The organism is Runella aurantiaca, from assembly GCF_003339505.1.
In the GTDB taxonomy this organism is placed as follows: Bacteria; Bacteroidota; Bacteroidia; order Cytophagales; family Spirosomataceae; genus Runella; species Runella aurantiaca.
Genome location: NZ_QPIW01000021.1, coordinates 21,896 through 35,462 on the forward strand (window position 1 = coordinate 21,896; position 13,567 = coordinate 35,462).

Sequence of the window (13,567 nt, forward strand, 5' to 3'; positions counted from 1 at the left end):
CCCCCCTCATCTTGCCTAAATAAGATACTATTTTAACTTTTGTGACAGTCACTGACCTGTTTTGATGTACGCTTTAATGGCGCTTACTCGGGCGGATTGTCATCAGGGGATTTAATCCTATAAACCAGTTGGTTTAAATGCTCATTGACAAGCGCTGTGGGGTTCATATTGTACTTCTTTTTGAATACCTTATTGAAACTCGCAATGCTTGAATAACCCAGTTGCGTTGCGATTTCCGCCACGGTCCACTTGTTTTGTAAAAGCAGTTTTTTTGCAATGTCCAGTTTAAGATTAAGGTGGTATTCATAGGGAGCTGAGCCGTAAATCTGCCGAAAACATTTCTTGAATTTGGATAAGCTCATGTTGGCTTCGCCCGCTAAAAACTCAAGTGAGGGGAGCATTCCGGTGGCAATAAAGTGACGATTTTCCACTTCCATCACTTGCTTGATGTCGCACGGGCTAAATTTATTGTTGGAAAGGTCGGATTTTATGGTCGCGATTTGGCTGATAAAATCTACGATTAGTTCATAGCATTGTGCTTCTGCTAAAAGCGCCCAGTTCAAAGAGCGGGCTTCACTAAAGAGGTTATCAAATGAAACAATTCGTTCAAAAAGCGAAATTCCCTGAAAGTAAACGCCGTTTTCGGACTGCAACATTGTCACAAAAGGCGAGTTAGATGAGGTGGTTGCATCTACGCCGAGTTTTTCACAAATCCAATCCCGGTGAAATCCGATGGTGATAAACCGAGAACGTTTGCCAGCGGGCCAAATCGTATCTACGGTCATTTTAGAACTGTAAAAAAGCGTTGATTTAATTGCCTTTATTTGGTGTTTTGTGTTGTTATGGATTAAAGTGTACGTGTGAGGACCTTCAGAAAGGATAAAACTTAAAATCCAATAATCGTTGGTATTAATTGATTTTTTCAACGTATTGAGGGGTGTCGACCAACGTATTTCGCCCAAAATAACGGCTACTTTTTCGGGTTCAATGATGAGTGAATTTAATCTAAATAATAAATCATCTTTTTCATAACTAAACTCATTAGGTGATTGTGGTACTGTGCCAAATTGCTCAGCTACTTGTGCCATCCAGTTGTGGGAGGGCCTAAGTCCTAAGAGAATTTCCATAACGTTGTTGAATTAACAAATATAAAACGGGCTATCTGAAAGGTGTGTTTACGATTATAGTAAGGGTGTTTATATCCCAAATTGGTAGCAATATAAACCTATATTATGTAAAAATTACTTTTGTTTTGGGATAATATTTATTTTATTTAATAAACATAAGGATACATAAGAAACGGATGATATAGTTAAAATTCGATTTTAAAAAATGGAAGAATTATGTTAGATTCGCGGAAAACAAAGCCTTACTAAAGAATAAGCACTAACTTCGCCGCCAACCCGTACACGTTTTATATGTTGTATAATTATGTTACCTACCTTTTGGGAGTCATTTTTTGGTTTAGAGGTTAATCGTTTGTAAACTTCGGAATGGCATTAATTTCCCAGTGTTATTTTCCTTATTCTTTCACCTCTAACGCTTCACCACTTGACTTTTGACGATTTTGATTTTGACGAAGAACTTTTAGATGGACTGCATTCTATGGGGTTTAACCAGCCAACTCCTATTCAAGCCCAAGCAATTCCAGTCATTTTAAATAATAAAGATTTGATTGCCTGCGCCCAAACAGGCACTGGCAAAACGGCGGCTTATCTGTTGCCCGTTTTAAATAAAATCATTGACGCCTCTCCCGACAACCGACATCTAAATACGCTCATACTCGCACCCACGCGTGAGCTGGCGATTCAGATTGACCAGCAAATTGAAGGATTGGGGTACTTTACGGGCGTAAGTTCCATCGCGATTTATGGAGGAGGAGATGGGGCGGCTTGGAGTCAGCAGCGCAAGGCATTGGCCGAAGGCAGTGAGGTGATTATTGCCACGCCCGGGCGTTTGATTGCGTTGTTGCAAATGGGTGAAATTAACTTCGGAAACCTCCAACACCTTATTTTAGACGAAGCCGACCGCATGTTGGACATGGGTTTTTACGATGATATTATTCGGATTATCAGTTATTTACCCCAGAAAAGACAAACATTGCTGTTTTCGGCCACGATGCCGCCGAAAATCAGAACGTTGGCCAACACGATTCTGAACAAACCTGAGCAGATCAGTATCGCCGTGGCCAAACCCGCCGAAGGAATTTTGCAGCTTGCTTATTTGGTTTACGATGAACAAAAAATAGCGTTGCTCAAAAATATCCTCAAAGAAGGACAGTTTGGCAGCGTAATTATATTTGCTTCAACCAAAGAAAATGTTAAAAAATTGGATGAAGAGCTGCGTCGTAATAAACTGACAGCCAAAGCATTCCATTCTGATTTAGACCAGAAGGAGCGAGAAGGGATTTTGCGGGAATTCAAAAACAAAGCCCTGCCGATTTTGATTGGAACCGATATTCTGTCACGAGGGATTGATGTGGAGGGAATCAGTTTGGTGGTAAACTATAACGTACCGCACGACCCCGAAGATTATATTCACCGGATTGGACGCACCGCAAGGGCCGAAACGACGGGTACCGCGATTACCTTTATCAATGACAAAGACCAACGGAAGTTTGTGGCCATTGAGCGAATGATTGGGAAAGAAATCCCTAAAATGTCGTTGCCAGCGGCTTTGGGCGCGGGGCCGGGCTACCACACGGGTGGGAGTGAAGTAAATTCAAGCCCGCCACGCAAGAAAAAACCGTTTAAACAACGGAGTAACAAGCCTCGTCCTGCGGGCTCCCCACGCCCCAAAAGCGGAACCTAAACGCTGAAGCATAAAAAAGTGAGTCAAGGGCTTTTCTGTTTTACTGAAGAACTTAAGGTTTTTGTGAGTAGGAAAGAAAAGCCCAGATGCTTTTTGTAGGGTTCTACTAAATCCGATTTCTATGCGTCCACTTGCTGTTTCCCTCTTGTCATTCTGCACAATTGCGTATTTATTTTTATCCTGTGGTGGCTCCAATCAGAAAGCCGAAACCACCTCTGTTGATTCTATGAGCACGATTACAAAAACTACTTTCGGGCAATTGCCCGATGGCCAAACGGCCGACCATTTTACGCTTCGTAATTCAAAAGGTACAGAAGTTAAGATTACAAATTACGGAGGGTTGATTACCCACTGGACTGCCGCCGACAAAAATGGTGTTTTTGAAGACATGGTCTTGGGGTATGACTCGCTGAGTGGGTACTTAAAAGCCAGTCCATTTTTTGGGGCATTGGTGGGGCGTTATGGCAACCGCATCGGTAATGCAAAATTTACCCTTGACGGAAAAACTTACTCATTGGCGGCCAACAATGGCCCTAACAGCTTGCACGGCGGCAAAGTCGGATTTGACAAAGTGCTCTGGAAAGCCGAGATTTTGGAAGATACCAAAACGCTGAAACTGACCCACACTAGCCCCGATGGCGATGAAGGTTTCCCTGGAGCTCTCTCGGCGGAAGTAACCTACCGATTGACCGAGGATAACGCGCTAGAAATTGAGTACAAGGCCACTACCGACAAACCTACCATTGTCAATCTGACCAATCATACCTATTTTAACCTGACGGGCGGGAAACGAGACGTGTTGGGGCATCAGGTACAGTTGAACGCCGATAAATTTGTCCCCGTTGACAAAACCCTGATTCCAACGGGACAATTGAGTGATGTGAAAGGCACGCCGTTTGATTTTTTGCAACTGACCGAAATCGGCGCCCGCATCGACGACCCGAAAGATGAGCAAATCAAATTCGGCGGTGGCTATGACCATTGTTGGGTCATCAACAAAGGAGCCGATACTCTTGCGCCGACGGCAACCGTGTACGAGCCAACTTCGGGGCGGGTATTGGAAACATTTACTACCGAGCCGGGCGTACAGTTTTATACGGGAAATTTTCTGAATGGCGCTATTACGGGTAAAAACGGTGTAACGTACACAAAACGCTCTGGTTTTTGCCTCGAAACCGAGCATTTTCCTGATTCTCCCAACCAAGCATCGTTTCCGAGCGTAGTGCTGCGCCCCGGAGAAGTTTACAAAACCAAGACGGTTTATAAGTTTTCGACAAAATAATTTTTTCACGCCGAAGAAGCCGATAGTTGGTTTTCTTCGGCGTGCAGTTTAAAGGTTAATTAGTTGATTTATAGTGCCTTATTGGGTGCTAAGTGCTCTTTTTTGCCCTTCTGTTCTCGCTTCAGTCTTAACATTTCCCGTCAAATATTGCCAAATATCGGATTATTGCATTAGTTTAGCGATTGTCAATAAACCAACCCCCACCTTACTGATATGGCCATGTTAAGCCGCGTTGCCGATTCCATTTACTGGATGAATCGCTACATTGAGCGAGCCGAAAATTATGCACGCTTCATAGGAGTCAATTTTAATTTGGCATTTGATTTACCGCCCAATGTGAACGAACAATGGGAGCCTCTTTTGATTGCTACTGCCGACAATTACCTTTTTTATCAACACTACGACGAGCCTACCCGCGAGAATGTCATCAATTTTATGACGTTTGATAAGCGAAATCCCAACTCGATTTACAGTTGTTTGATGTTGGCCCGGGAAAACGGTCGGACCATCCGGGAGTGTATTTCGAAAGAAATGTGGGAAAATCTGAATGAACTTTATCTGTGGATTAAAGATGTAAAGCCACAGTCAGAATGGGATCTCAACCACATGCAGAATTTTTATACGCAGGTACGCAACGGAACCCAACTTTACTACGGCGTAGTGGATGCGACCATCACACGCAACGAAGCTTGGCATTTTGGTCGATTGGGGCGTTTTATGGAGCGCGCCGATAAAACTTCGCGCTTTTTGGACGTTTCTTACTTTACATTATTGCCTGATTCTGACGTTACGGGTAGTACATTGGAGCTGGTTTTGTGGACGGCCGTGCTTAAATCAGTAAGCGCCTACAATATGTATCGTCAACAGTATCAGACGCTTACCCCAACGCATATCGTGGAGTTTTTGATTTTGGACAAACTTTTTCCTCGGGCAATGGCGCATTGTATTCGTCAAGCCGAGTTATCTTTGTACGAAATATCAGGAACGCCGATTACCAATCGTTTCAGCAATCAGGCCGAAAAAATGATGGGCAAGCTCCGTTCAGAAATTGAATTTACGGAAGTGGAAGATATTTTTAAATTGGGCTTACACCAATACCTCGATCAGTTCCAAATCAGAGGGAATGAAGTAAGTAAAAGTATTTTTGAAACCTATTTTGATATAAAACCTGTTGAACAGTAAGGAGGCGTTTCATTACTCTTTCTGTATTCAGTCAATGAATTTTGGTACAAATATCCATTGTTGCCAAGATAAGTGCATTTGAATTTACTCTTTTATTGATAAGATTATGACGTATTGTCTTGGTATTAAAGTCGCATCAGGCTTGGTGGCGATTGCCGACACTCGGCTCACTTCGGGCACCGAGGTCAGTACCAATAAAAAAATCTCCGTTCACCAGTTGGAGCACCACTCGATGTTTATCATGACGTCGGGGCTGCGCTCGGTACGTGACAAAGCGGTGACGTATTTTCGGGAAGTTCTGGAAGAACAGGACCATAGTTTTAATAAACTATACAAGGCCGTAAATGCTTTCGGGCAGCAGGTTCGTCGGGTAGCGCACGAAGACAAAGAAGCACTGGATGCGGCTGGATTGAGGTTCAATTTACACGCGATTGTGGGCGGACAATTGGAAGATGATGGTGAGCACATGCTGTATTTACTCTATCCTGAGGGCAATTGGGTGGAAGTGGGTGAAACCTCTCCTTTTTTTGTGATTGGCAATTCCAATTACGGTAAGCCGTTGCTTTTCAGGAGTTTGAAGTATGGTTCTTCTTTGGCAGAGGCGCTGAAAGTGGGTTTTTTATCCTTTGATTCAACCCGGGTAAGTGCCAACGACGTAGATTATCCGATTGATGTGGTGATGTATGAGCGGGATAGTTTTCACGTCACGGAGCATCGTTTTCAGAAAGATGACTTGGCCCACCTGTCGTTGCAATGGAGCATGTTACTCCAAAATTCTGTCCAGCGTTTACCCAATGACTGGATGGACCCAGTTTTTGAAAAACTACGTGAAAAAGTCTAAAGTAGCGGCAGGGATTTTTCCTGCCGTTTTGTTTTAAGTTTATTGAGAAAGGAAGGCTCACCATTATGATTCTGAATGTCAGTCATCGGCTATTTTACACGTATTCTGAATCGGTAATTTTAGAACCGCATACGTTTTATCTTTACCCTAAAGCGTATCCGCACCAACAAATCGTCAGGTATACGATGACGATTGACCCAGTCCCTTCTATGTTGGTTCAAAACATCGACGCCGAAGGAAACCATCAGCATATTGCTTATTTTCGGGAAGCTACTTCTTCGTTGACCGTTTTGGTCGAGATGGCGGTGCGCTCCGAGGATTTTAACCTGTTTGGCTTTGTGTTGTTTCCATTTGAAACCGAGCAAATTCCTTTTCAATACCCTGAGTCACTCAAAAAACTCCTTCAACCGTATCTGGTGCGGGAAGGCGTGACTACGTACGTGGAGCAATATGCACGTCAAACGGCGGCTTCCGAACGTTGGAAGACCGTTGCTTTTTTGACGGCATTGTGTCGCGATATTTCTCAAAATTTTGTGTACGAGCGCCGAGAGGTTGGTCCTCCGATGTTGCCAGAACATACGCTCATCGGACGCAAAGGTACTTGCCGTGATTTTGCGCAGCTATTTGTGGCTTGTTGCCGCGCGTTGGGAATTGCGGCGCGTTTTGTGAGTGGTTATTTGTACGGCAATGCCCTTCAAGAGCATGATTTGCACGCTTGGGCCGAGGTCTTTTTGCCCGGAGCTGGGTGGAGGGGGTTTGACCCGACAGAAGGCAACGCGGTGATTAATAATCACGTACATTTAGCGGCCTCTGCCGACCCAGCCCTGATTGCCCCCGTCACGGGCGTGTTTAGAGGTCGAGCCAAATCTACGCTGCTGGCCGAAGTGTCGGTGGGTGAAGGTATTTAAGGATTGATTTTTTATGGGCGACTAAGAATTTACATTTGATATTTCTTGGGAGTGCTTACGAAAGCGTTTTGAAACATCTATTGAACTTGATTTGTTGTGATTATGACACGCGTTTGGATTTCTGCGTGGCTTTTTTTTAAGTATTTCCGACGAATGAGATTTGTAATTGTACATATTGTTGGTACGTTGATTCTTTGGGTAACCTTGGTTACTGACATTTTTGCACAGAGTTTTTATGCGCAGGGAGGACGTATAGCCGATTTTAATGGTAAAGAGATTGCAGATACATTTGCTGTCCAAATTAAGGGATTGCCTCTACAAATAGATACTAATTTTGGTTTGACAAAAGTTTGCTTTGACATTACCCACGGTCGAGCATCTGACCTTAAAATTGAACTTATTAATCCCGCTGGGGCAAGTATTTGGCTGAGTAATCGGAACGGGGGAGACGTGGGGGGCAATTATAGCGGAACTTGTTTTCGGGCCAGTGGTTTTTCGGGGTACATTCAGGATGGCAAGGCGCCTTTTGAGGGAGAATATACGCCCAATGGGCGTTTTGAGTTTCTGAACAATCAAACCAATCCCAATGGTACTTGGAAACTACTCATTTCCGATTTGAAGACGGGGCTAAGAGGAAGCCTGAATTTCTTTACTCTTGAGTTTTCCCCAAATCCGATGCCCAGCTTAGCCAAAGGGCCATGTAATATCGAAAATGGAGCGGGATGTACTTGTGGAGCAGAGGGCGCATCGTGCGAACTTTTACCCGATTTTATTATCCTTCCTACATTTACGCAGACGCAATGGAAAGAATACCCCAAAGATGACCCCTACTATCCGGGTCAATTGCGTTTTGCGGCTTCGATTGCCAATATCGGCGATGGCCCTCTCGAAACGATTGGTAAAGGGGAATGGTATTGTGGTAGTACCCGCGTGGATTCGGCTTCAAAATGTGCCGATGGGTCTTTTCCAAGGCAAAAGTTGTACCAGCGGGTATATAAAAAAAAGGGGGATAAAATTGAATGGTATGACTACGAGGCGGGCACCAATTACTTCGACGACCAGCCCGGTCATAATCACTTTCACGTAGATGGATGGGTGGAGTTTAGACTGATTAAAAAGCAAAAAAAGGGACTTGCCGAGAAAAAAGTAGTGATTGGTAAGAGCCGAAAAGTGAGCTATTGCTTATTTGATTCAGGAATTTGCAATAACGATGGCTTATGCCAAGTAGATTCGGTGAACTTTGGACAGAAAAACCTCCCCAACTATGGAATGGGTAATTACGTTGACTGCAAATCTAAAAAGCAAGGAATTAGTGTTGGGGGCTATGATACGTACGGTATGATGTATGAAGGGCAATACATTCAACTGCCCAAAAATTTAAAAAGTGGCCAATACTTTTTAGAGATAGAAATAGACCCTTCGAGGATATATAAAGAGAAAAAACGCAGTAATAACTTATTTACAATGCCAGTGGTCATTTCAAAACAGAGTTAATTAAAATTGCTATTTGGCATGGATTCTGATAACGAACCAATAACTTATTGAAAGAGAGCGTTTAGATGAGAATAGACCTGTTAGGTATATATTTTTTTTAAAATATATACCTTTTTTTTTGTTTTTGAGTTTTTGGAACAATTGGAATATAAAACTCTGATTTAAAGGTTTTTATATTCCAATTATTCCAATTTTTGGTACTAATAGGCATATTTATTGTTGGTATTTTGTGTTTTTTGGCAAGATAGTTGGTATGTTTTTAGGGAATGTACAAAAGCCTAAAATCATGAAAATACCTTTTACCCTATTATTATTATTTAATGCCTTTTTAAGTCTCAATGCCCAATGCCCTGGCACTTGTACCTACACTTACAATGGTTCAGGAAATACCAACTTTACCTTAAATGGCGGAGAGACGCTTTGTATTACCGGAAATGCACCCTCTGGATTAAACATCAATTTCAATGGATCGGGGGTCAACACGATATGTATATCACCGGGTGTATCATGGACGCAGCCTTTTGGCTTTAACGTCAGCGGAAACCTCGTCATCAACAATTATGGTACGTTCAACATGAATGGTAGCTATAATATCAACGGTGGTGGCACAATGGAGGTCAATAATAATGCGGGCGCTACGCTTAATACCGACTCACAGGGTTTTGGCTCAGGGGTAATTATTCGCAACAGCAGTACAATGACTTGGACGGCAACGGCTGGTATTAACAATCAAGGTACTTTTCAGCTCTACAACGACACTCCGACGTCGATAATGACCGCTACTGCTACCTCTTTGTTTAAGATTGGCAACGGTAATACTTTTGAGAATTATGGCATTTTTACGGTGTCCAACTTAGAGAATGAAGAAGCTTTTCGTTTTTATAATGACGCAGGTGGCAAGATTTCAATTGGCCGTTACTTTTATAATCATGGGGCTTTTTTGAATGAGGGGTTGACCGAAACCATTTGTGGCAACTTCGGCTCCGTTGCGTGTGAGTTTATTGTCGGAGATAAAGGCCCGGGAAAAGAATACATCAATAGTGGGTGTATGAAGGTGAAGGGGAATGTGAATTTTAACGGGCCAGGTAAATTGAACGATGGTACGCTCATCATCGAAGATGGTAACCTAACAATCAATAAACAAGTTACGGGAACGAATGGACGAATAGTGGTTCTAAACGGCACGAGTACCATTTCGGTCAGTGGTGGTTTTAACGGTACAAATATGAAGTTTTGTGATCAAAACACCGCAGGAAATGCCTTTGACGTAGTGAATGCCAACAATCAAGCGACAGCGGTTGTCTACACCGTCGATTGTTCAATAACAGATTGTGGAAGTGTTCCCGTATGTACACCACCCACGCGCACGGTAGTAGCCACCGATCCCACTTGCACCATTCCCGGCAAAATCGAACTGACGGCTACCAATGGAGATAAATACGGTATCAGTAAAGGCAATACCTATACAGGCCCAGCCTATGAGGCAGCCACGGTGGTAGGTATATTGTCAGTGACTTTGAAAAACAACATCAGTCACGCGGCCGATTCAACCTTTACAATTCGGGTGTTCAACGGTGCCAACGATTGTTTCAAAGACACTACGGTAACGGTAGCGGTGCTGCCCGTGATCAGTGTGCCTACGGCTACGGCTGTTTGTCATGCCAACGGAACGCCAGAAGATGCCACCGACGATTACATGACGTTCAGCATTAAAGTGACCGACGCGCCCATCAGTTTGCATACCTTTACCGTTACGGCCACGCAGGGCGGCAATCCCTTGGCAGTAACGCTTTCTAACGGCAGCCCCGCTACATCGCTCAACTGTGGCTTAGAGGCTGCGTTGCGTACCCCCACGGGTAGCGCTGGCAAAGGCAATGTCACGCTTACCATTACTGATAATGTAACGGGCTGTTCGACAACCCTCAGCATTACAGACTCTGGCACTTGTGCGGTAGCCTGTGTTGAGGGTACTCCAAGCACCGTTAGTTATCAATATGCTACTCAAGTTGATGTAACTGATCTTGATAAATTACCAATAATAATTCCCAAGTTTGATGAGCAAGGAGGCACAAGAGTTTTGCAATCAGTTAAGTTGGAATATGAAGTAGGTGGTAAGACTGCGTTCGTTTTTGAAAATCGTGCAGCCCAATCACAAACGTTTGAGGCAACTGGAACGTCGGATGCTTACATTGAATTAAATGGTGTGGAGATTGCTAATTCCTCATTGACGATGCCTATTCCTGAAACGACGCTGCCGGGGGGGATTCTGGTGCCTGCGAGCGGGAATTGGGCTGGGGATAGCATTCAAAGTAGTAATCCTACTACTTTAGGTCGAATGGTCTCTTGGGTGAGTAATTATCTAACTTTATTCAAAGACCCACGGACAGACCCAAAATGGGTAACCAACGCCACGGGCAATGCTGCCAATGACGATGATATGTTCGTGGTTCCGATGGTTGAGGATACCGCTACGGGTTCATTCACCTATACAACTGTCGGCGATTTAGCCCCATTCATCGGTACAGGGAATGTTCCTTTGAATGTGAGTACGTCATCGGGTCTTTCTTTGAGTGGAGGTGGTGGCAATATATATGCCATCCAGCGCACGAGAGCCTACGCGAGTGCAAAAGTGACGTACACTTACGAGTGTGTTGAGTTGTGCGTTAAACCCGTAGCCGTAGTCACCACCAAAAGCCAAACAATCTGTTCAGGAGCCACCGTTTCGGCTTATAATGCAACTCCAAGTACGGGCGTAGAATACAAATGGTACGGTCCATTGGCCGATACAACGTCTAGTTTGGGGGCTTCAATAGCAGGTCAAACTACGGCCTCTTACACGCCTACTGGCGTTGCACTCACAACCGCAGGCACTAAATACTATGCCGTTATTATCAATACCACCGGTGATTTAACATGTGCTGATACTGCTTTTGTAACGTTAACTGTCAACGCTAAACCAATCATTGCTGACGGCGCAGCCACCATTTGCGAAGGCGAATCTGTGGATTTGACTTCAAAAATCATTGACTATGCTTCTTTACTTAATCCAACGTGGACCATCGCCACCGCTGGCGGTACGTCAGTCTCTACGCCCATGAATGTAAGCCCTATCACCACCATCACCTATGTCTTGGTAGCCGAAAATGCCTCCGGTTGTAAAGACACGGCGAGTGTAGTGGTAACGGTCAATCCAAAACCGACCATTGCAACGGCTAACGGTTTTCCAGCCTGCCGCTTAAACGGTACGGCTTACACCATCAAGTTTGTGGCCACAGGAGGTACAGTGACCACGGTGCCAAGTTTGACCATTACGGGTGATAGCATTGCCAACATTCCTTTGACCACCGCAAGTGTTAAACTCATCATCACAGGTGCGGGCGGTTGCAAAGACAGCATCACGGTTACCGCCCCCGCCTGCGACAAGCCAGTAGGTAGCATTGGTGATTTGATTTGGAAAGATACCAACGACAACGGCTTGCAAGATTTACCAACCGAAAAAGGTGTAGTGGGCGTGAAAGTGAACTTGTACGCTGCCGTAGGCGGTACCAAAACAGGAGCTGTATTGCAAACAAAAACCACCGACAATGACGGGTTATATTTGTTCAACAATCTGTTGGCAGGTGACTACATCGTCGAAATCGACCAAACGAGTTTACCAGATACCTGTGTTATTACAACCAAACAAAATACCCCAAGCGACGATACCAAAGATTCTGATTTTAACCCAAGTACGGGCTTGAGTCAAGTCATTACGCTTGCCCCAGTCTTTAATCCAACGACACCCGCTGACAGCTTGGCAACCAATAATCTGACGGTTGATGCAGGCTTGGTAGTTCCTTGTATCAAATCAAGCGTAACCTTGACGGCGGCGCCCGTTTGTTCGCCGGACGTGCAAACCTACAGCCTGACTTTCAATGTAACCAATAAAATGGGTACGGTAAAAGTTGACAAAGGCGTACTGACGGGCAATAATCCTTACACCGTTACGGGTATTCCGTCGGGAGCTACGCTGAAAATCACCGATAGCTTGAGTGCAGTGTGTAAATTCGACACCCTGATTACGGGGCCTAACTGTAACTGTAATCCACCGTTACCAATATTAATTGCTCCAAGTCTAACCGCTTGTATTGGCGATACCTTCCCGACCATCAAAGCAACTGTCGTTGGTTTGGCTACGGTCGAGTGGTTTACAGCCTCCTCTGGCGGCGTGGCGGTCTTCACAGGTCTCAACTATAAACCATCGGGAAGCGTTACGGGCGATACCATCTTCTACGCACAGGCCCGCAGCACCGATGCTAGTTGTCCGGCCGCCATCAGTACTGGGCGGGTAGCCGCCACCATCAACGCGCAAAACTGTACCGTTGAAGTAGATTTGGCCCTTAGGAAGTCTATCAATACCAAAATAGCACAGATTGGCGATACGCTGACGTACACGATTAAGGTCTTTAATCAATCCAACACGGCAGCCACGGGCGTGGAAGTGGCCGATAGCATTGCGACGACGGTACAATTTGTAGCGGGTAGTTTGGCGGCGAGCCGGGGCGGTGCAACCATCAATGGGAATGTGATTACGTGGACGATTGGCGGTATTGCGGCCAACGCAGGAGCCGATGGCGACACTGTCACGCTGACGTACAAAGTAAAAGCCGTTCAGGAAGGTGTTCATTTTAACACGGCAGAAATCAGCAAGACCAATGAGAAAGACATTGACTCGACCCCAGGAGATAGCAAACTAGGAGAGGATGACATCGAAAGTCAGTGTTTTACGGTTCCGTTCAAGCTGTGTCCAACGGAAAAAGTGGAAGTCAATGTTCCAGCGTTTTTAACCAATGTGCAATGGTTTAAGGACGGGGGAACAACCCCGATTGCCGCTGGCAACACCGTATTATTGACCGAAGTAGGCACGTATACTTTCACGGCCTCCAATCAGACCTGCCCTGCCAATGGCTGTTGCCCGATCATCATTGAGACGGGTGTCAATTGCTGTCCCGAAGATTTGTGCATTCCGTTTACCATCCAAAAGGTCAAAAAGAAGTAAGGAGAACGTAA

At 44.7% G+C, this 13,567-nt stretch carries 8 protein-coding genes; 7 read left to right on the forward strand and 1 reads right to left on the reverse strand.

Features of this window, described 5'->3' with window-relative positions:
• Positions 1 to 83 precede the first annotated feature (83 nt).
• A complete protein-coding gene (locus DVG78_RS21075; RefSeq protein WP_114463019.1) occupies positions 84 to 1,127 on the reverse strand; it encodes a helix-turn-helix domain-containing protein in 1,044 nt (347 codons plus the stop codon).
• Positions 1,128 to 1,551: 424 nt separating this feature from the next.
• Between DVG78_RS21075 and DVG78_RS21080 the strand changes: the two genes are divergently transcribed.
• The 7 genes from DVG78_RS21080 (at position 1,552) to DVG78_RS21110 (ending at position 13,556) form a co-directional block, all read left to right on the forward strand.
• Positions 1,552 to 2,811: a DEAD/DEAH box helicase gene (locus DVG78_RS21080; RefSeq protein WP_114463020.1), complete on the forward strand. Its 1,260-nt coding sequence runs from the start codon at positions 1,552 to 1,554 to the stop codon at positions 2,809 to 2,811.
• A 121-nt stretch (positions 2,812 to 2,932) separates the two neighbouring features.
• Complete coding sequence (locus DVG78_RS21085; RefSeq protein ID WP_114463021.1) at positions 2,933 to 4,093, forward strand: aldose epimerase family protein; 1,161 nt, start codon at positions 2,933 to 2,935, stop codon at positions 4,091 to 4,093.
• Between the two features lie 219 nt (positions 4,094 to 4,312).
• Positions 4,313 to 5,275: an alpha-E domain-containing protein gene (locus tag DVG78_RS21090; protein ID WP_114070177.1), complete on the forward strand. Its 963-nt coding sequence runs from the start codon at positions 4,313 to 4,315 to the stop codon at positions 5,273 to 5,275.
• A gap of 106 nt (positions 5,276 to 5,381) precedes the next feature.
• Positions 5,382 to 6,116 (forward strand): proteasome-type protease, encoded by a 735-nt coding sequence (locus tag DVG78_RS21095; protein WP_114463022.1) that lies wholly within the window; start codon positions 5,382 to 5,384, stop codon positions 6,114 to 6,116.
• Between the two features lie 65 nt (positions 6,117 to 6,181).
• The gene (locus DVG78_RS21100; RefSeq protein ID WP_114463023.1) at positions 6,182 to 7,024 is read left to right on the forward strand and encodes a transglutaminase family protein; all 843 of its coding nucleotides are present in this window, start codon (positions 6,182 to 6,184) and stop codon (positions 7,022 to 7,024) included.
• Positions 7,025 to 7,177: 153 nt separating this feature from the next.
• Positions 7,178 to 8,518 (forward strand): lysyl oxidase family protein, encoded by a 1,341-nt coding sequence (locus DVG78_RS21105; protein ID WP_114463024.1) that lies wholly within the window; start codon positions 7,178 to 7,180, stop codon positions 8,516 to 8,518.
• A 286-nt stretch (positions 8,519 to 8,804) separates the two neighbouring features.
• Complete coding sequence (locus tag DVG78_RS21110; protein ID WP_158550069.1) at positions 8,805 to 13,556, forward strand: SdrD B-like domain-containing protein; 4,752 nt, start codon at positions 8,805 to 8,807, stop codon at positions 13,554 to 13,556.
• Positions 13,557 to 13,567 lie beyond the last annotated feature (11 nt).